We start from the raw sequence: 22,189 nt of genomic DNA on the forward strand, positions 1-22,189 counted from the left end.
CACCTCGGCGATCTCGACGATCCCGACAGCGCGATCTCCGCGCAGCTCGCCTACTGGCAGGAAGCCCTGGCCGGGATGCCGGACCGGCTGCAGCTGCCCACCGATCGGCCCTACCCGCCGGTCGCCGATTACCGCGGCGCCAGTGTGGCCGTCGACTGGCCGGCGCAGCTACAGGAGCAGGTCGCCCGGATAGCCCGCGAGCACAACGCGACGAGCTTCATGGTCGTGCAGGCGGCCCTGGCGGTGCTCCTGTCCAAGCTCAGCGTCAGCAGCGATGTGGCGCTGGGCATCGCGATCGCCGGACGTGACGACCCCGCGCTCGATGAACTGGTCGGCTTTTTCGTCAACACCTTGGTACTGCGGATCGACCTGGCCGGTGACCCCACCGTCGCCGAGCTACTGGGCCGGGTCCGACAGCGCAGCCTCGCCGCCTACGAACACCAAGACGTGCCCTTCGAGGTGCTCGTCGATCGGCTCAACCCGACACGATCGCTGACCCATCACCCGCTGGTTCAGGTCATGCTGGCCTGGCAGAACCTGCCCGGGCAGGGCACCAACCCGGCCGCAGAGCCGGCCCTGGGGGATCTGCAGGTTAGCCCATTGCCCGCCGAGACCCACACCGCCCGAATGGATCTGACGTTTTCGTTGGCCGAGCGCTGGAACGAGGCCGGGGAGCCCGCGGGGATCGGCGGGCTGGTGGAGTTTCGCACCGACGTGTTCGATGCGGCCACCGTTGAGGCGTTGGTTGAGCGTTGGCGGCGGGTGTTGGCGGCGATCACCGCCGAGCCCACCCGGTCGTTGTCGTCGGTGGATGTGCTCGATGCCGCCGAGCGGGCCCGCCTTGATGGCTGGGGTAACCGTGCGGTCTTGAGCGCGCCGGCGGCCGCGGGGGCGTCCATTCCGGAGTCGTTCGCCGCCCAGGCGGCGCGCACACCCGATGCGGTGGCGCTGACATGCGGGGAGCGTTCGTGGAGTTACCGCGAGGTCGACCAGGCGGCCAACCGGTTGGCGCACCTCTTGGCCCGCCACGGGGCGGGCCCGGGACAGTCTGTGGCGCTGCTGTTTTCGCGGTCGGCCGAGGCGGTCGTGGCGATGTTGGCGGTGCTCAAATCTGGGGCGGCTTACCTGCCGATCGACCCGGCACTGCCGACGGCGCGCATCGAGTTCATGCTCGGCGACGCCGCACCGGTTGCCGCGCTCACCACCGCCGGGCTGGCCGAGCGGCTCGACGGGCGCGGGCTGCTGGTCATCGACATCGACGAACCCGGCATCCAGACCTATCCGTGCACCGGCCTGCCCGCACCGCAATCCGACGACATCGCCTACCTGATCTACACGTCCGGTACCACCGGGACGCCGAAAGGGGTGGCGGTCACTCACGGCAACGTCACTCGACTGTTAGAGACGCTGCATGCCGGCATGCCAGGGACCGGCGTGTGGTCCCAGTGTCATTCGCTGGCCTTCGACTACTCGGTGTGGGAGATCTTCGGTGCGCTGCTCGGCGGTGGGCGGCTGGTGGTGGTGCCCGACGCGGTGGTGCGCTCACCCGAAGACCTCTATGCCTTGCTCGTCACCGAACAGGTCAGCGTCTTCAGCCAGACGCCGTCCGCGTTTTACGCACTGCAGGCCGTCGATGCGGCAGCACCCGAACCGGCACAGCAGCTGAAGCTTGAAACGGTGGTGTTCGGCGGGGAAGCGCTGGAACCGAAACGTCTTGGGCCGTGGCTGCACAACCATCCGGGATCGCCCCGGATGGTCAACATGTACGGCATCACCGAGACGACGGTGCACGCCTCGTTCCGGGAGATTGTCGACGGCGATGTCGAAAGCAACGCCAGCCCCATCGGTGTGCCGCTGGCCCACCTCGGCTTTTTCGTGCTGGACGGCTGGTTGCGCCCCGTGCCGGCGGGGGTGGCCGGGGAGTTGTACGTGGCCGGCGCCGGGCTGGCGTGTGGGTATCTGCGCCGGGCGGATTTGACGGCGTCGCGGTTTGTGGCTTGCCCGTTCTCCGGAGCGCCAGGAGCACGCATGTATCGCACCGGGGATCTGGTGCGTTGGGGGGCCGATGGTCAGCTGCGGTACGTCGGCCGCGCCGATGAACAGGTCAAGATCCGCGGCTACCGCATCGAACTCGGTGAAATCCAGGCAGCATTAAGCGGTTTGGCCGGGGTGGAGCAGGCGGTGGTGATCGCCCGCGAGGACCGTCCCGGCGACAAGCGCCTCGTCGGATATGTCACCGGAACGGTGGATCCGGTCGGGATCCGCGCGCAGCTGACCGAGCGGGTGCCGGCGTATATGGTGCCGGCCGCGGTGGTGACGTTGGAGGCGCTGCCGCTGACCCCCAACGGCAAACTCGACACCCGGGCCCTGCCGGCGCCGGACTATGCGGACGCCGATCGCTATCGCGCCCCTGCCACCCCCACCGAGGAGATTCTGGCCGGCATTTACGCCCAGGTGCTCGGGCTCGAGCGCGTCGGGGTCGACGACTCGTTCTTCGAGCTGGGCGGGGACTCACTCTCGGCGATGCGCTTGGTCGCCGCCGTCAACGCCAACCTGGAGGCCGGGCTTGCGGTACGCGCCGTGTTCGAGGCGCCCACCGTTGCCCAGTTGGCGCCCCGCATCGGTGGAGACGCGGATCGGCTGGGGCCGGTGGTGCCGGTTGAGCGGCCCGCGGTGGTGCCGTTGTCGTTTGCGCAGAGCCGGTTGTGGTTCCTGGACCAGTTGCAGGGGCCGTCACCGATCTACAACTTGTCGGTGGCGTTGCGGCTGGGCGGGCGCCTTGATGCCGACGCGTTGGGTGCGGCCCTGGCCGACGTGGTCGACCGGCATGAGAGCCTGCGCACGCTGTTCCCGGCGCCGGACGGGATACCCCGGCAGCTGGTGGTGCCGGCAGACCGGGCCGACTTCCGCCTCGAAGTCATCGATGCCACCGGCTGGCCGGCAGAGCGGCTGGGCGAAGCCATCGGCGCGGCGGCGGGTCACAGTTTCGATCTGGCCGCCGAGATCCCGTTGCGGGCAACGCTTTTCCGCGTCGGCGAGGACGAGCATGTGCTGGTGGCGGTGGTCCACCATATCGCCGCGGATGGCCTCTCCATCGCCCCGTTGGTGGGCGACGTGGGGGTGGCGTACGCCAGCCGGTGTGCCGGCCAAGCCCCCGGGTGGGCGCCATTGGCGGTGCAGTATGTCGACTACACGCTGTGGCAGCGTGAGCAGCTAGGGGACCTCGACGATAGCGAGAGCCCCATCGCCGCGCAGCTGGCCTATTGGGAACGGGCCCTGGCCGGGCTGCCCGAGCGCCTGCAGCTGCCTACGGATCGGCCCTACCCGCCGGTTGCCGATCACCGTGGCGCCAGTGTGGACGTGGAGTGGCCGGCCGAGCTGCAGCAGCGCGTGCGTGATCTCGCCCGCGCGCACAACGCGACCAGCTTCATGGTGGTTCAGGCCGCGCTGGCGGTGCTGCTGGCCAAGCTCAGCGCCAATAGCGATGTGGCAGTGGGGATCACGATCGCCGGGCGGCGTGACCCCGCGCTGGATGACTTGGTCGGGTTCTTCGTCAACACCTTGGTGCTGCGCGTCGGCGTGACGGGCGATCCGACCGTAGCCGAGCTGGTGGACCAGGTGCGCCAGCGCAGCCTGGCCGCCTACGAGCACCAAGATGTGCCCTTCGAGGTGCTGGTGGATCGGCTCAATCCGACCCGGAGCCTGGCCCATCACCCGCTGATCCAGGTGCTGCTGGCCTGGCAGAATTTCGCGAAGCAGGACACCGAACCCGAGGGCTCGGCCTTCGGCGATTTGCGGGTCACGCCGCTGCCGGCGCGCACTCAGACCGCCCGCATGGACCTGGTATTCACCTTGGCCGAGCGTTGGGACAAGGCGGGCGAGCCTGCCGGGATCCGCGGGGCGGTCGAGTTTCGCACCGACGTGTTCGACCCAGCCAGCATCGAAACGCTGATCGACCGGTTGGAGCGGGTATTGGTCGCGATGACCGCCGATCCCGCCCGGCGGATCTCCTCGGTGGACCTACTCGAAGAGGGCGAGCGCACCGGCTTGGATCGGTGCGGTAACCGGGCGGCGTTGACCGCGCCGGCAGACACAACGGGGTCGATTCCGGCGCTGTTCGCCGCCCAGGTGGCGCGCACACCCGAGGCGGTGGCGCTGGTGTGCGGGGGGCGCTCTTCGACATACCGCGAGGTTGACGAGGCGTCGAATCGGTTGGCGCACTTGCTGATTGGCCAGGGCGTAGGCCCGGGGCAGCGGGTGGCGCTGGTGATGTCGCGCTCGGCCGAGGCGATCGTGTCGATCTTGGCGGTGCTGAAAACCGGGGCGGCCTATCTCCCGATCGACCCGATGGTGCCGGCGACACGGGTGCGGTTCATGCTCGACGACGGCGCGCCGATCGCCGCGCTCACCACCACCGAACTGACCGACCGGCTGGACGGCCTTCAGTTGCCGGTCATTGATGTCGACGACCCCCGCATCGATGTCCAGCCCAGCACGGCGCCACCGGCGCCGGCCGCCGACGACATCGCCTACATCATCTACACGTCGGGCACTACCGGTGTTCCCAAGGGCGTGGCGATCACCCACCGCAACGTGACCCAGCTGCTGGAGTCGGTGGACGGCGACGTCGAGCGCGCGGGCGTGTGGACGCAGTGGCATTCGTTGGCCTTCGACGTCTCGGTGTGGGAGATGTGGGGCGCGCTGCTGGACGGGGGACGGCTCGTCGTCGTGCCCGAAGAGATCGCCCGCTCGCCGCAAGACTTCCACGCCTTACTCGCCGCTGAACAAGTCACCGTCCTCAGCCAGACCCCATCGGCGTTCTACGCGCTGCAAACCGGCGAGGCCCTGCAACCTGAGGTGGGACGGCAGCTGAAGCTCGAGACCGTGGTGTTCGCCGGCGAAGCGCTGGAACCACAGCGGCTTCGCACCTGGCTCGACAACCACCCCGGACTGCCGCGGCTGATCAACATGTACGGCACCACCGAGACGACGGTGCACGCCTCGTTCCGCGAGATCGCCGACGAAGACGTCGAGGGCAGCGCGAGCCCCGTCGGGGCACCGTTGGTCCGTCTCGCCTTTTTCGTGCTCGATGCGTGGTTACGTCCGGTGCCGACCGGTGTGGTCGGCGAGCTGTACGTCGCCGGTGCCGGTGTGGGAGTTGGGTATTGGCGGCGGCCCGGACTGACCGGTTCGCGGTTTGTGGCATGCCCATTCGGCGGCGCGGGTGCGCCGGGAGCACGCATGTACCGCACCGGGGACGTGGTGAGTTGGGGCGCCGACGGGCAGCTGCGGTATCTGGGCCGCGCCGACGAGCAGGTCAAGATCCGCGGCTACCGCATCGAACTCGGCGAAATCCAGGCGGCACTAAGCGATTTGGCTGGGGTGGAGCAGGCGGTGGTGATCGCCCGCGAGGACCGCCCCGGCGACAAGCGTCTGGTGGGTTATGTGACCGGGAACGTCGATGTCACCGGCATACGTGCGCAAATGGCCGAGCGGCTCCCGGGATACATGATCCCCGCGGCGGTGGTGGCGCTGGACACCTTGCCATTGACGGTCAACGGCAAACTCGACAAGCGGGCCTTGCCGGCACCGGAATACAGCGACGTCGATCGTTATCGCGCGCCGTCGGGCCCCACCGAGGAGATCCTGGCCGGTATTTATGCCCGAGTCCTCGGGCTGGAGCGGGTCGGGGTCGACGACTCCTTCTTCGACCTGGGCGGGGATTCGCTGTCGGCCATGCGGGTGATCGCGGCGATCAACACCGGTTTGGATGCCGGCCTTGCCGTGCGCACCTTGTTCGACGCGCCCACGGTGGCCGAGCTGGCACCGCGGATCGGTCAGGATGGCGACCGGCGCAAGCCATTGGTCGCGGGGGCGCGGCCGGCACGGATTCCATTGTCGTTCGCGCAGAGCCGGTTGTGGTTCTTGGACCGCTTCGAGGGCGGGGTGGCGACCTACAACATGCCGATCGCGTTCCGGATCAACGGGCCGCTGGATATCGAGGCGCTCGATACCGCACTGGACGATGTGATCGCCCGCCACGAAGCGCTGCGCACCATATTCCCCGACGTCGACGGTGTGCCCTGCCAGCAGGTGTTGCCCGCTCAGCCGGGAATGTGGCGGCGCGGCGGCGCGGCGGTGGTGTCGTTGCCGGAGCGCGAGGTGGCCGGCGAGTTGGTGGCGTTGGCGGGGTATCGGTTTGACCTGTCGGGCGAGATTCCGATCCGTGGACAGATCTATGCCGTAGGCCCCGAGCAGCATGTGGTCGGGATGGTGTTGCACCACATCGCTTTTGACGGATGGTCGATGGCACCGATGGTCCGGGATGTGGGCGTCGCATATGCCAGCCGGTGCGCGGGGCAAGCCCCCAGCTGGCCTGACTTGCCGGTGCAGTACGCCGATTACACGCTGTGGCAACAGGATTGGCTGGGAGATGAATCCGATCCCGAGAGCGTGATCGCCGCGCAGTTGGCGTACTGGCGCCAGGAGTTGGCCGAGCTGCCCGAGGTGGTGTCGCTGCCGACGGATAGGGCCCGCCCGTCGCTGGCCAGCTACCGCGGCGATCAGGTGCCGCTGCGCATCGACGCGCCGCTGTGGGCGGGGCTCAAGGCACTGGCGGCGACGCACAACGCGACGGCCTCGATGGTGTTGCAGGCGGTGTTGGCGGTGGTGTTGCACCGCGCCGGCGCCGGTGACGACATTGCACTGGGCTCGCCGATCGCCGGGCGGTTGGATCCGGCCCTTGATGAACTCGTCGGGTTTTTCGTCAACACGTGGGTGCTGCGCGTGGATGTCAAACCCGCGCAGCGGTTCTCCGATGTGCTGGCGCGGGTGCGGCACAAGGCGCTCAACGCCTACAGCAACCAGGACGTCCCGTTCGAGCTGCTGGTCGAGCGGCTCAACCCGGTGCGCTCCACCGCGCATCACCCACTGTTCCAGGTGCTCCTGGCCTTCCAAAACAACGTGCGCCCCGAAGTGGCGCTGGACGGGGTGAACGTCGAGCCGTTGGCGGCGTCCACGGGTACCTCCAAGTTCGACCTGGACATCGACCTCAGGGAGGTGCCCACCGAGAATGCGGGCGCGCCGGCGGCCGCCGGAGTGGTGACCTACGCGACGGACGTGTTCGACCGGGCCAGCATCGAGCGATTGGTCGGCTGGTTTGGGCGGGTGATCGAGGCGGTGCTGGCCGACGCCTCGGTGGCGGTGGGGCAGGTGTCGTTGTTGGATCGCGGTGAACGCGATCTGCTGCTGTCGGGGTGGTCCGGTGCCGGTGTAGGAGCGCCGGTAGGGGTGGCGCCGCAGCTGTTGGCCGCTGCGGTGGCCGCCGGCCCGGATGCGGCGGCGGTGATCGACGGTTCCCGGCAGCTGTCGTATCGCGAGCTTGACGAGTTGTCGACACGGTGGGCGCGGGCGCTGATCGAAGCGGGGGTGGGACCCGAGCGCGCGGTGGGCGTGGCGCTGGATCGGTGTGCGGAGTTGGTGGTGGCCTGGTGGGCGGTGCTCAAGGCCGGCGGGGTGCATGTGCCGGTGGATCGCGCCCATCCGGTCGAGCGGATCGCCACGGTGCTCGACGCGGTAGGCGCGGTGTGCGTGCTGACCCGCGGTGCCGAGGAGGTGGCCGGGGCCGGGGCGCGCCCGGTGCTGCGCGTCGACGATCTGGACGTATCCGGGTATTCCGCGGATCCAATTACCGATGCCGATCGGCTGGCGCCGCTGGCGGCCGATAACACCGCGTATGTGATCTTCACCTCGGGGTCCACCGGGGCGCCCAAGGGGGTGGCGGTGAGCCACGCCGGTCTGCTGGGTTGGGTGGCGGCGCAACGCGCCGCGTTCGGGTTGGGCGCCGATGCGCGGGTGCTGATGGTGGGCGCGCCGACCTTTGATGCGTCGATGTGCGAGTGGTTGTTGGCTGTGGGGCCGGGGGCGGCGTTGGTGGTCGCGCCGGCGCAGGTGTATGCCGGGCAGGCGTTGACCGATCTGCTGCAGGACCAACAGGTCAGCGCGGCCGTCTTGACCCCGACGGTGCTGTCAACATTGGATCGGGGCCGCCTGGACAAACTGGACACACTGATCGCCGTCGGCGAAGCCTGCCTGCCGGAGTTGGTGGCCGGCTGGGCGCCGGGCCGGCGGATGTTCAACGCTTATGGCCCCAGCGAGACGACCATCTGGGTCACCTGTGCGCCGCTGACGGCGGGGCAGCCGGTGCGCATCGGCGCTCCGATCCCGGGGGCCTGCACGCTCGTGCTCGATATGCGGTTGAACCCCGCGCCGATCGGCGTGGTGGGCGAGCTGTATGTGAGTGGGCCCGCGTTGGCGCACGGCTACGTCGGCCGGATGGAGTTGACCGCGGAACGGTTCGTGGCCAACCCCTTTGGGGCACCGGGGGAGCGGATGTATCGCAGCGGTGATCTGGTGCGCTGGACGCCCGATGGCACGCTGGAGTATCTGGGCCGTGCCGACACCCAGGTCAAGCTGCGCGGGCAGCGCATCGAGCTGGGCGAAATCGAAAACACCCTGCTGGCCTGCCCCCAGGTCATCCAGGCCGCCGCCGCCATGCACCACGGCAGTACCGGCTCGCATCTGGTCGCCTACGTCACTCTCGAGCACAACGCCACCGCCGATGACGACGCCGAGGTCGTCGAAGAGTGGCAACACCTGTACGACGAACTCTATGGCGCCGAGGGCGAGGCGCCGGAGTTCGGCATGGATTTTCGGGGCTGGAACAGCAGCTACACCGAGCAGCCGATTCTGCTGGAGGAGATGGCCGAGTGGCGCGCTGCCACGGTGGATCGGATCATGGCGCTGCGGCCGCGGCGGGTGTTGGAGATCGGCGTGGGTTCGGGGCTGTTGTTGTCCCAGATGGCCCCGCACTGTGAGCATTACGTCGGGACCGATTTCTCGGCGGTGGTTGTCGACCGCCTGGCTCGGTCGCTGCGGGAACTGCAGACTGAATGGCGTGATCGCGTCGAGCTGCTGACCCAGCCCGCCGATGTCACCGGAACTTTGCCGCACGGTTATTTCGATACCGTCGTGCTCAACTCGGTGGTGCAGTACTTCCCCAACGCGACGTATCTGCGCGAGGTCATCGACAACGCGATGGATCTGCTAGCCCCGGGTGGGTCGGTGTTTCTCGGTGACGTGCGCAACCATGCCTTGCAGGGCGCGTTGCAAACCGGGGTTGCGCTGGCACGCACCGACAGCGCCGATGCCGCCGAGATCCGCCAACGCGTCCAGCGCGCGATGCTCGCCGAGACCGAATTGCTGTTGGCGCCAGAGTTTTTCACCACCTATGCGGCCGAGAATTCGGCGGCGGCCGGGGTTGACATTCAGGTCAAGCGTGGAACGGCCGACAACGAACTGACCCGGTATCGCTACGACGTCGTCATCCACAAAACCCCCGCGGCCGTGCGTTCGCTGGCCGACGCCCCCCGTTGGGCATGGACGCATTGCGCCGGAGTACGCGACCGGTTGATCTCGCAGCGCCCCAACATGATTCGCGTCACGGGGATACCCCGTGCCGGGGTGATCGGCGACGTCCACATCGAAGGTGCCCTGGAGGCCGGGCTACCTCTGGAGGCAGCCCTCGCCGAAGCCGCAGCCACAGCGGATGCCGTCGTCCCCGAAGAGTTGCACCGTCTCGGTGAAACCGCCGGATACCACGTCGCCGTGACCTGGGGCGCCCAACCGGGCACCCTGGACGCGGTCTTCACAGCACACTCCGGCGCCGAGCGCACGGCACCGCTGACGGATCTGTATCTGCCCTCCACCGAGGCCGACGATCCCGTCGCGTACGCCAATGATCCGCAGACCAACACCAAGCTCGGCGCGGTGCGCCAGCGGTTGAGCGCGTGGTTGCCCGATTACATGGTGCCCGCACACATCGTGGTGCTCGAGGAGTTCCCGTTGACCTCCTCGGGCAAGATCGACCGTAAAGCGTTGCCGGCGCCGGTGTTTGCCGCCACCGTCTTCCGGGCGCCGCAGACCCAAACGCAAAAGATCATTGCCGAGGCGTTCGCCGAGGTATTGGGTATGGCCCGTGTCGGGCTCGACGACGATTTCTTCGCCATGGGTGGCGATTCGCTGACCGCCACCCGCGTCAGCGCGCGACTGCAACTCGGACTTGGCCGGGAAGTGCCGGTGCGGTATCTGTTCGACGCCTCCACCGTCGCGGGTCTGGCCGAGTATCTGCACCACCACCGCGGCGGCCCCGCCCGTCCGCCGTTGCGGGTGATGGCGCGCCCAGACCGGGTTCCGTTGTCGTTCGCCCAAAACCGGTTGTGGTTCCTGGATCAGTTGCAGGGCCCCTCGCCCGTCTACAACATGCCGACCGCGTTCCGGATCAGCGGGTCGCTGGACGTCGAAGCGTTGGGCGCGGCGCTGGCCGATGTGGTGGCCCGCCACGAGAGCCTGCGCACCCTGTTCGCCGCAACCGACGGCATACCCCAGCAGATAGTCATCCCCGCCGAGCGGGCCGACTTCGGATGGGACGTCGCCGATGCCACCGGCTGGCCGGCGGAGCGGCTGTATGAGGCCATCGACGCCGCGGTGCGGCACAGTTTTGATCTGACTGCCGAGATCCCTTTGCGGGCAAGGCTTTTCCGCGTCACCGCTGCCGAACACGTGCTGGTGGTCGTGGTGCACCATATCGCCGCCGACGGCTGGTCGGTGCGGCCGCTGGTGGCTGACCTGGGTATGGCCTACGCCAGCCGGTGCGCGGGGCGCGCTCCCGGGTGGGAGCCCTTGGCGGTGCAGTACGTCGACTACACCCTGTGGCAGCGTGATCACCTCGGCGATCTCGATGATCCCCACAGCGCGATCGCCGCGCAGCTGTCCTACTGGGAGCAGGCCCTGGCCGGCCTTCCCGAGCGGCTGCAACTGCCCACCGATCGGCCCTACCCGCCGGTGGCCGACTACCGCGGCGCCAGTCTCGAGGTCAATTGGCCGGCCGGGCTGCAGCAGCAGGTGGCCAGGGTGGCCCGCGAGCACAATGCGACCAGCTTCATGGTGATCCAGGCCGCCCTGGCGCTGTTGCTGTCTCAGCACAGCGGCAGCCCCGATGTGGCGGTGGGGATCGCGATCGCCGGGCGCCGCGACCCGGCGCTCGACGGGCTGGTCGGGTTCTTCGTCAACACCTTGGTGCTGCGTGTCGACCTGGCCGGGAATCCCACCATCGGCGAAGTGCTGGCCCAGGTGCGGGCGCGCAGTTTGGAGGCGTTCGAACACCAAGACGTGCCCTTCGAAGTGTTGGTCGAGCGGCTCAACCCCAACCGGAGTCTCGCCCATCACCCGTTGGTCCAGGTGTCGCTGTCGTGGCAGAACCTTCCCGGGCAAGACAACCCAGCCGCCACCGAGGCGGGCTTGGGTGACCTCGAGGTCGCCCCGCTGCAGGTGGACACCCGGACGGCCCGCATGGACCTGACACTCTCACTCGGGGAACGCTGGAACGACGCCGGTGAGCCCGCCGGGATCAGCGGGACCGTCGAATTTCGCACGGACGTGTTCGACGAGGAAACCATCCACGGGCTCGTCGAGCGCTGGCAGCGGGTGCTGGCGACGATCACCGCCGACCCCACCCGCCGGCTCGCGTCGGTGGATCTGCTCGATGAGGTCGAGCACGCCCGCCTGGAGGGGTGGGGTAACCGCGCGGTGTTGACCGCGCCGGTGAGTGCGCCGATGTCGATACCGGCATTGTTCGCCGTGCGGGTGTCGCAGATACCGGACGCGGTGGCGCTGGTGTGCGGGGAGCGCTCATGGACCTACCGCGAGCTGGATGAGGGCGCCAACCGGCTGGCGCATCTGTTGGCCGGCTCTGGTGTGGGCCCGGGACAGTATGTGGCGCTGCTGTTTTCGCGGTCGGCCGAGGCGATCATCGCGATTCTGGCGGTCCTGAAAACCGGCGCGGCCTACCTGCCGATCGACCCGGTCATCCCGGCGGCCCGCATCGCCTTCATGCTCGCCGATGCCGCCCCGACCGCCGCGATCACCACCGGCGAGCTGGCCAACCGATTCGCCGGGCATGAGCTGCGGGTCATCGACGTCGACGACCCGCGCATAGACGCCGGGCCCAGCACGGCGCTGCCCCTGCCCGCTCTCGACGACATCGCTTACCTGATCTACACGTCGGGCACCACCGGGGTCCCCAAGGGGGTGGCGGTCACCCACCGCAACGTCACCCAGCTGCTGGACACTCTGGACGCGGGCCTGCCGGTGGCGGGGGTGTGGACGCATAGTCACTCGTTGGCGTTTGACGTTTCGGTGTGGGAGATCTTCGCTCCTCTGTTGCGTGGTGGTCGGCTGGTGGTGGTGCCCGAAGAGGTGGCCCGCTCACCGCAGGACTACCACGCCGTGCTGGTCGGTGAAGAGGTCACTGTCTTGACGGAGACCCCGTCCGCGGTGGGGGTGTTGCCGACCGCCGGTTTGGAGTCGGTGGCATTGGTGATGGCCGGTGAGGCTTGCCCCGCCGAAGTGGTGGATCGCTGGGCGCCGGGGCGTGTCATGGTCAATGCCTACGGCCCGACCGAGACCACGATGTGCGTGGCGATCAGTGCGCCGCTGGCGGCCGGGTCGGGCGTGGTGCCGATCGGCTCGCCGGTGGCCGGGGCGGCGCTGTTCGTGCTCGACGGGTTGTTGCGCCCGGTGCCGGCGGGTGTGGTCGGCGAGTTGTATGTGGCCGGCGCCGGCCTTGCGTATGGATACGTGGGCCGGGCGGGGTTGACCGGCTCGCGGTTCGTGGCGTGCCCGTTCTCCGCGGGAACGCGGATGTATCGCACCGGGGACCTGGTGTGCTGGGCCCCCGACGGGCAGCTGCACTATCTGGGGCGCGCCGACGAGCAAGTCAAGATCCGCGGCTATCGCATCGAGCTCGGCGAAGTCCAGGCCGCGCTAAATGCACTCGACGGTGTCGAGCAGGCGGTGGTGATCGCCCGCGAGGACCGCCCCGGCGACAAACGCCTCGTCGGCTATGTCACCGGTACCGTGGCCCCGGCCGAGATACGGGCCGCGCTGGCCGAGCGGCTTCCGGCCTTCATGATCCCCGCGGCGGTGGTGGTACTCGAGGCTTTGCCCTTGACGCCCAACGGCAAGCTCGATACCCGGGCCCTCCCGGTGCCCGAGTACGCCGGCGTCGGGTATCGCGCGCCGGCCACCCCCGCCGAGGAAATCTTGGCCGGCATCTACGCCCAGGTGCTCGGGCTCGAGCGGGTCGGGGTCGACGACTCGTTCTTCGACCTGGGCGGGGATTCGCTGTCGGCGATGCGGGTGATCGCCGCGATCAACACCGGGATGGGTGCCGGCGTTTCGGTGCGCGCCTTGTTCGAGGCACCCACGGTGGCCCAGTTGGCGCCGCGTATCGGTGAGGGTGGGGTTCGGCTCGAGCCGTTGGTGCCGGTCGAGCGGCCCGCGGTGGTCCCGTTGTCGTTCGCGCAGAGCCGATTGTGGTTCCTGGACCAATTGCAGGGTCCCTCACCGGTTTACAACATCGCGGCGGCGCTGCGACTGAGCGGGCGTCTGGACACCGACGCATTGGGTGCGGCGCTGGCCGACGTGGTCGGCCGGCACGAAAGCCTGCGCACACTGTTCACCGCACCCGCAGGCGTACCGCAGCAGTTGGTGGTACCCCCCGAGCGGGCCGAATTCGGTTGGGACGTCATCGATTCCACCGGCTGGCCGGCGGACCGGCTGGGTGACGAAATCGGCGCGGCGGTGCGGCACAGCTTTGATCTTTCTACCGAAATCCCGTTGCGGGCACGGCTTTTCAGAGTCGGCGGGAACGAGTACGCGCTGGTGATTGCCGTGCACCACATCGCCGCCGACGGCCTGTCGCTGCGGCCCCTGGTCCGTGATCTGGGCGTCGCGTATGCCAGCCGGTGCGCTGGGCAAGCCCCCGACTGGGCGCCGTTGCCGGTGCAGTACGTCGACTACACGCTGTGGCAGCGCGCGCAGTTCGGTGACCTGGACGACCGCGAGAGCCCCATCGCCGCACAGCTGGCCTACTGGGAAGACGCCCTGGCCGGGATGCCCGAACGCCTGCAGCTGCCCACCGATCGGCCCTACCCGCCGTTTGCCGATCAGCGCGGCGCCAGTGTGGCCATCGAGTGGCCGGCCGAGCTGCAGCAGCGGGTGTGCGATCTGGCCCACGAGCACAACACGACCAGCTTCATGGTGGTTCAGGCGGCGCTGGCGGTGCTGTTGTCTCGGCTCAGCGCCAGTCCCGATGTGGCGGTAGGGTTCCCGATCGCCGGGCGCCGTGACCCCGCGCTGGACGAGCTGGTGGGCTTTTTCGTCAACACGTTGGTGCTGCGGGTCGACCTGACCGGCGATCCCACCATCGGCGAAGTGCTGGCCCAGGTGCGACAGCGCAGCCTGGCCGCCTACGAACACCAAGACGTGCCCTTCGAGGTGCTGGTCGAGCGGCTCAACCCCAGCCGAAGCCTGACGTTCCACCCGGTCGTCCAGGTGTTGTTGGCCTGGCAGAATTTCGCCGGGCAGGACACCGTCCCCGCCGGGCGGAGTTTGGGCGACGTCGAGGCCACGCCACTGCCGGCGGACACCCGCACCGCCCGCATGGACCTGATGTTCACCGTGGCCGAACGCTGGAGCGAGGCCGGGGAGCTCGCCGGGATCGGCGGGGCGGTGGAATTCCGCACCGACATTTTCGACGCGGAAACCATCGAAACGCTGATCGAGCGGTTGGAGCGGGTGTTGGTGGCCATGACCGCCGACCCCGCGCGGCGCCTGTCGTCGATGGACCTGCTCGACGAGCCCGAGCGCGCCCGGTTGCGTGACATCGGTAACTGGGCGGCGTTGACCGCGCCGGCTGTCACCTCGGCGTCGATCCCGGAGTTGTTCGCCGCGCAGGTGGCGCGCGCCCCGGAGGCGGTCGCGCTGAGCTTTGGCGGTCGTTCCGTGACTTACCGGCAACTCGACGAGGCCTCCAACCGGTTGGCGCACCTGCTGGCCGGCCGGGGCATCGGCCCGGGACAGTCTGTGGCACTGCTGTTTTCGCGTTCGGCTCAGGCGATCGCGGCGATCTTGGCGGTGCTCAAAACCGGGGCGGCCTATCTGCCGATCGACCCGGCACTGCCCGGGACCCGGATCGAGTTCATGCTGGCCGATGCCGCGGCCGTGGCGGTGCTCACTAGCGGCGCGCTGGGCGACCGGCTGCAGCGATGCGATCTGCCGGTCATCGACGTCGACGACCCCCGCATCGACACCTACCCATGCACCGGCTTGCCTACCCCGGCCGCCGACGACATCGCCTACATCATCTACACGTCGGGCACCACCGGCACCCCGAAAGGCGTTGCCATCACCCATCACAACGTCACCGAGCTGATGGCGTCGATGGATGCGGGTCTGGCGGCGCCGGGGCAGGTGTGGGCGCAGTGGCACTCCTATAGCTTCGACATCTCGGGCTGGGAGATCTTCGGCGCGCTCCTCCACGGTGCGCGGCTGGTCGTGGTGCCGGAATCGGCGGCCCGCTCACCGCTGGACCTTCGTGCCTTGCTGGTCGCCGAAAAGGTCAGCGTCCTAAGCCAAACGCCAACCGCTGCCGCAGTGCTGTCGCCCGAGGGTTTGGATTCGGTGGCCTTGCTGGTGGGCGGCGAGCCCTGCCCGGCCGAAGTGGTCGACCGCTGGGCGCCCGGGCGGGTGATGATCAACGAATACGGCCCGACCGAGACGACGATGTGGGTGGCGACCAGTGCGCCGCTGACACCCGGGTCGGGTGTGGTGCCGATCGGCTCGCCGCTGCCCAGGGCGGCCCTCTTCGTGCTGGATGGTTGGTTGCGTCCGGTGCCGTCCGGCGTGGTCGGTGAGTTGTACGTGGCCGGTGCGCAGGTCGGGTGCGGGTACTGGCGGCGGCCCGGTTTGACGGCGGCGCGGTTCGTCGCCTGCCCGTTCGGCGGGCCGGGGACGCGCATGTATCGCACCGGGGACCTGGTGCGCTGGCGCCCCGACGGTCAGCTTGACTATCTGGGTCGCGTCGACGAACAGGTCAAGATCCGCGGTTATCGCATCGAGCTGGGTGAGGTCGGGGCGATGCTGGCGGCCCATCCCCGGGTGGCGCAGGCGGCGGTCACCGCCCACGCGGCCACGCCCACACCGGATGCGGCTACCGACACGCTGTTGGCCGGCTATGTCGTACTGGATCAGCAGATGAAACTGGTCCGAGAGCCCGAGCGGGAAGCGCGGCTGGTCGAGCAGTGGCAGCGGGTGTGGGGCGACGTGTACTCGGGATCGGAGCCCGAGGCGGCCGCGCCCGCGGAGTTTGGGGAGGACTTCGCGGGCTGGAACAGCAGTTACACCGGGGCGCCGATCCCAGTGGAGGAGATGCGGGAATGGCGCGCGGCCGCGGTGGAGCGGATCCGCGGATTGGGCGCGGCCCGGGTGCTCGAGATCGGGGTGGGCGCTGGGTTGCTGCTTTCTCAGCTGGCCCCGGATTGCGTCGAGTATTGGGGTACCGACTTGTCCGCGCCGACGATCGAGAAGTTGCGGGCGGCGGTGGCGTCGCAGCCTTGGGCGGATCGGGTTCGGTTGCGGGTGCAGACGGCGGATGTGGCCGATGGGCTGCCGCAGGGGCATTTCGATGTGGTGGTGCTCAACTCGGTGGTCCAGTACTTCCCGAGCGCGGGCTATCTGCTCGACGTCCTGGCGGTCGCGATGCGCCTGCTGGCGCCGGGCGGGGCGGTGTTCGTCGGCGACGTGCGCAACCTGTCGTTGTTGCGGGCCTTCACCACCGGGATTATGTGCGCCGACGCGACCACCGGCGAGGACATGGCCGAGGTGATGCGGGCGCGGGTGCGCCGGGAGATGCTCGCCGAGCAGGAATTGTTGTTGGCGCCAGAGTTTTTCGCGGCATTACCGCGCAGTCTCGCCGATATCGCCGCGGTGGACGTGCGGCTCAAGCGGATGCGTGCGGTCAATGAACTCAGCGCGTACCGCTATGACGTGGTGCTGCACAAGGCGCCGGTGGCGCTGCGCTCCGTTGCCGACCTGCCGGCACAGCCGTGGCAGCGATTCGAAAGCCTGGCGGGCCTGGCCGACTACCTGCGCTCGGAGAACCTGCCGGAGTTGCGCATCACCGGGGTGCCCCATGGCGCGACGTGGCCCGATGTGGCGCTGACGGACGCGTTGGCCCGAGCCGGTGATCGGGTGCCGGTCAGCGCGTTGGGTGCCGGTATCTCCGCGCCCGATGCGGTGTTGCCGCACCAGTGTCATCAGTTGGGGCGGGAGCTGGGTTACGCCGTCGCGGTGACCTGGTCGCCCGAGGCCGGTCTGGTGGACCTCATCTTGACCCGCGCGGCCGAGACCCCTGACGGTATGCCGCGGGCGGCGTTGTCGGATCTGTATTTGCCGGCCGCCGAGGCCGATTCTCTGGCCGGTTACGTCAACGACCCGGCGGTGATCGAGCGAGTGGCCGAGCTGCGCGGTTTCGTGGCGGAGCGGTTGCCGGAGTTCATGGTGCCGGCGGCGATCACGGTGGTGGACTCGTTGCCGTTGACGGTCAACGGCAAGCTCGACCGGCGGGCGTTGCCGGCCCCCGAGTTCGTCAGCGCGGTGGCCTATCGGGCGCCGCGCGATCGACGCGAAGGGGTGCTGGCCGCGCTGTTCGGCGAGATTCTCGGCGCGGCGCGGGTCGGCATCGACGACGGATTCTTCGATCTGGGCGGGCATTCACTGACCGCGACGCGGCTGATCGCGCGCATCCGGGCCGAATTGGGTGTCGAGGTCCCGATCCGGGTGCTGTTCGACGCGCCCACCGTGGCCGGGTTGGTCGAATGGATGAGAACCCATGGCGGGGAACGCGTTACAGCGCCGTTGACCCCGCAACAACGGCCCGCGGTGATCCCGTTGTCGTTCGCCCAGCAGCGGTTGTGGTTCCTGGATCAGCTGCACGGACCCTCCCCGGTTTACAACATGGCGACCGCCTATCGAATCACCGGCACGCTTGATGTCGACGCGTTGGGCGCGGCGCTGAGCGACGTGGTGGGCCGCCAGGACAGCCTGCGCACCCGGTTCCCGTTGAGCGACGGCGTACCCCAGCAGGTGATCGTCCCCGCTGAGCGGGCCGACTTCGGGTGGCAGATCATCGACGCGACCGGCTGGCCGGCGGACCGGCTGGGTGAGGCCGTCGGCGCCGAGGTGCGTCACTCGTTTGATTTGGCGAGCGAGATCCCGTTGCGGGCAAGGCTTTTCCGCGTCGGCGACGACGAGCATGTGCTGGTGGCCGTGGTGCATCACATTGCCGCGGACGGCTTGTCGATTGCCCCGCTGGTGGGTGATCTGGGGGCGGCGTATGCCAGCCGGGCCGCCGGCCACGCCCCCGGGTGGGCGCCGTTGGCGGTGCAATACGTCGACTACACGCTGTGGCAGCGCGACCAACTTGGTGATCTCGATGACCCGCACAGCCGCATCGCCGCGCAGCTGGCCTACTGGCAGGATGCCCTGGCCGGGATGCCCGAGCGCCTGCAGCTGCCCACCGACCGGCCCTACCCCGCGGTTGCCGACTACCGCGGCGCCACGGTGGCCGTGGAGTGGCCCGCGGGGCTGCAGCAACGAGTGGCCCGGGTCGCGGCCGAACACAGCGCGACCAGCTTCATGGTGATCCAGGCCGCCCTGGCAGTGCTGCTCGCCAAGCTCAGCGCCAGCAGCGATGTGGCGGTCGGATTCCCGATCGCCGGGCGCGGCGACCCCGCGCTGAACGAACTGGTGGGGGTTTTCATCAACACCCTGGTGCTGCGCGTCGACCTGGCCGGCGATCCCACCATCGGCGACGTGCTGGCCCAGGTGCGACGGCGTGGCCTGGCCGCCTACGACCACCAGGATGTGCCCTTTGAGGTGCTCGTCGAACGGCTGAACCCCACCCGAAGTCTCACGCATCATCCGCTGATCCAGGTGATGTTGGCGTGGCAGAACCTTCCCGGGCAGAGCACCGACCCCGGCGGCATCGCCTTGGGTGACCTCGAAGTCGCCCCGCTGTCAGCCGACACCCAAACCGCGCGCATGGACCTGACATTTTCCCTGGCCGAACGCTGGAACGAGGCCGGTGAGCCCGCCGGGATCAGCGGGGCGGTGGAATTCCGCACCGACGTGTTCGACGCGGAAAGCATTGAAACGCTGATCGAGCGGTTGGAGCGGGTGTTGGCGGCGATCACCACCGATCCGGCCCGACGGCTCTCGTCGGTGGATCTGCTCGACGCCGGTGAGCGTGCCCGCCTGGCGGGGTGGGGCAATCGGGCGGTGTTGACGGCGCCCGCGGCCACGTCGGCGTCGATCCCGGCGTTGTTCGCCGCGCAGGCGGCGCGTGCCCCCGAGGCGGTGGCGCTGGTGTGCGGTGCGGCCTCGTTGACCTACCGCGAGCTCGACGAGGCGTCTAACCGGTTGGCGCACTTGCTGATTGGCCACGGCGCGGGTCCGGGACGGCGTGTGGGTGTGCTGTTGCCACGGTCGACCGAGGCGATCGCGGCGATTCTCGCGGTGCTCAAAACCGGGGCGGCTTATCTGCCGATCGACCCGGGCCTGCCGGCGGCCCGCATCGGGTTCATGCTCGATGACGCCGCGCCGATCGCCGCGATCACCACCGCCGGGCTGGCCGAGCGGCTGGACGGACGCGGTGTGCCCGTCGTCGATGTCAACGACCCCGCCGTCGGCACGCAACCCGGCGCGGGGCTGCCGGCGCCGGCCCCCGATGACATCGCCTACCTCATCTACACCTCGGGCACTACTGGTATCCCCAAGGGAGTGGCCGTCACCCACCGCAACGTCGCCGAGCTGCTGGCGACACTGGACTCGGCGCTGGAGTTGTCGGCCGCGCAGGTGTGGACGCAGTGCCATTCCCTGGCCTTCGACTACTCGGTGTGGGAGATCTTCGGTGCGCTGCTGCACGGTGGGCGACTAGTGGTCGTACCCGACGAGGTGATCCGTTCTCCGGAAGACCTCCATGCCTTGCTGGTAACCGAACAAGTCAGCGTGTTGAGCCAGACGCCGTCGGCGTTCTACGCCCTGCAAACCGCCGACGCGCTCGCCGCCGAATCCGGACGCCAGCTGAAGCTCGAGACGGTGGTGTTCGGCGGTGAGGCGCTGGAACCACAACGCCTCCGGCCCTGGCTAGCCAATCATCCGGGATCACCGCGGCTGATCAACATGTATGGCATCACCGAGACGACGGTGCACGCCTCGTTCCGCGAGATCGTCGGCGGTGACGTCGAGAGCAACGCCAGCCCGATCGGGGTGCCGCTGGCGCACCTCGGCTTCTTCGTGCTCGACGGGTGGTTGCGTCCCGTCCCGGCAGGTGTGGTCGGGGAGTTGTACGTGGCCGGGCGCGGACTGGCATGCGGGTACGTGGGCCGGCCGGGATTGACGGCAACGCGATTTGTCGCCTGTCCATACGGCGCGGCCGCGGGCACACGGATGTATCGCACCGGAGATCTGGTGCGGTGGACCGCCGATGGGCAACTGCACTACGTGGGCCGTGCCGACGAGCAGGTCAAGATCCGCGGGTATCGCATCGAACTCGGTGAGGTCCAGGCCGCACTTGGCGCGATGGACGGGGTGGAGCAGGCGGTGGTGATCGCGCGCGAGGACCGCCCCGGCGACAAGCGGCTGGTCGGCTATGTCACTGGCACCGCCGACCCCGGTGCGGCGCGTGGCGCTCTGGCCGAGCGTCTACCCGCCTACATGGTGCCAGCCGCGGTGGTGGTGCTGGAAGCGCTGCCGCTGACGGTCAACGGCAAACTGGACACACGAGCCCTGCCCGCACCGGAATACACCGGCGTGGGGTATCGCGCCCCGGCTACCCCCACCGAGGAGATCCTGGCCGGCATCTACGCCCAGGTGCTCGGACTCGAGCGGGTGGGCGTCGACGACTCGTTCTTCGACCTGGGCGGCGATTCACTATCGGCGATACGGGTGATCACCGCGATCAACGCCAGCCTGGATACCCACGTTGCGGTGCGCACCTTGTTCCACGCGCCGTCGGTGCGAAGTTTGAGTCAGCAGCTGGGCAGACCCGGCAGCTCGGTGGAGATAGTCCCCGTCGAGGTCCTCAAGGAAGGTGCCGGTGTCCCGCTGTTCTGCATTCATCCCGGGGCCGGGATGAGTTGGGCGTATCAGGCGCTCGGCAGTTTCCTGGACTGCCCGATCATCGGGATTCAACAGATCCTGCAGGACGGAGAAGCCGAACCGCGATCGATTCGCGATATGGCGAAAAACTACGCCGACCGGATCCAAAGAATCTGCCCTGCCGGGCCGTACCACCTTCTCGGCTGGTCATTCGGCGGCGTCGTCGCCCACGAACTCGCCGTCGAGCTTCGGCGGCGCGGATGCGTAGTCGCACGTCTTGTCCTGCTCGACGCTCAACCCCGTCTCGACGACCGCGTCGCGCTGCCAAGCGATGCTTTGGACAGGCAGCAGATCCTGGCAGAGGTCTTGCGGCTCTATGGCATTGATATGCCAGAACAGGATCCGTCGCTTACCTACGAGCAGTTAGCGGAACTGGCGCGCGAACGAGCGGCGGTCGAATTTCCTCAATATAAACAGCTGCTGGATCCGCTGGTTGAAAACCTGGATTTGCTCGTTCGAAACGTCGTTGACAACAGGACGTTGCAGCGAGCTCACGAACCCGCCGTTTTCGACGGTGACATGACCATATTTTCCGCGGCGCAAGACGAAAGCGATAAGAGTTCGTCTGCTCTGCAGAGTTGGCGCCCTTATGTCACCGGCGACGTCACTGAGTACGCGACGGGCTGTGCACATGCGGTCATGCTGAGTCCCGAATCGCTCAGCAGCTATGGCGAGCAACTCAAATCTTCGTTGGAAGGCGGTCTCTGATGTTTACGGATGTCGTTCAGAAGTACTACGTGGCGGTTGATAACGCAGATGTCGACGGCCTGGTCGCTCTCTTCGAAGCCGACGCCGAATACTCCCGGCCCGGCTATGCGCAGCTGCGCGGAAGAGACGCGATCCGGTCCTTTTACGTGGATGACCGCATCATCGAGTCGGGCATGCACAATATCGAGTCGATCGTTTCTGATTCCGACGTAGTTGCTGTCGAAGGCTCGTTCAGCGGAACCGTACGCGGGGGAGCCGCTGCAGAAGTCGAGTTTGCCGACTTCTTCTGGCCTGGCCCAAACGGGCTGATAAAGAAACGACGGACGTATTTCTACGCGCCGCTGGTATAAATCTCATCAGG

At 68.4% G+C, this 22,189-nt stretch carries 2 protein-coding genes (1 of these 2 only partly in view); both read left to right on the top strand.

Annotation, left to right across the window (positions count from 1 at the left end):
* Positions 1-21,828, top strand: the 3' portion of a protein-coding gene (locus tag A5736_RS27170; RefSeq protein WP_139333130.1) for a non-ribosomal peptide synthase/polyketide synthase. It extends 6,759 nt beyond the left edge of the window; 21,828 of the gene's 28,587 nt are visible here — the last part of the coding sequence; its start codon lies beyond the left edge, outside the window; its stop codon occupies positions 21,826-21,828.
* Positions 21,828-22,178, top strand: coding sequence for a nuclear transport factor 2 family protein (locus A5736_RS04380; RefSeq protein WP_076244707.1), 351 nt, complete (start codon positions 21,828-21,830; stop codon positions 22,176-22,178). The genes A5736_RS27170 and A5736_RS04380 overlap by 1 nt, the downstream gene beginning before the upstream one ends.
* The last annotated feature ends 11 nt before the right edge of the window (positions 22,179-22,189 follow it).

This window comes from Mycobacterium sp. SP-6446 (assembly GCF_001954045.1).
In the GTDB taxonomy this organism is placed as follows: Bacteria; Actinomycetota; Actinomycetes; order Mycobacteriales; family Mycobacteriaceae; genus Mycobacterium.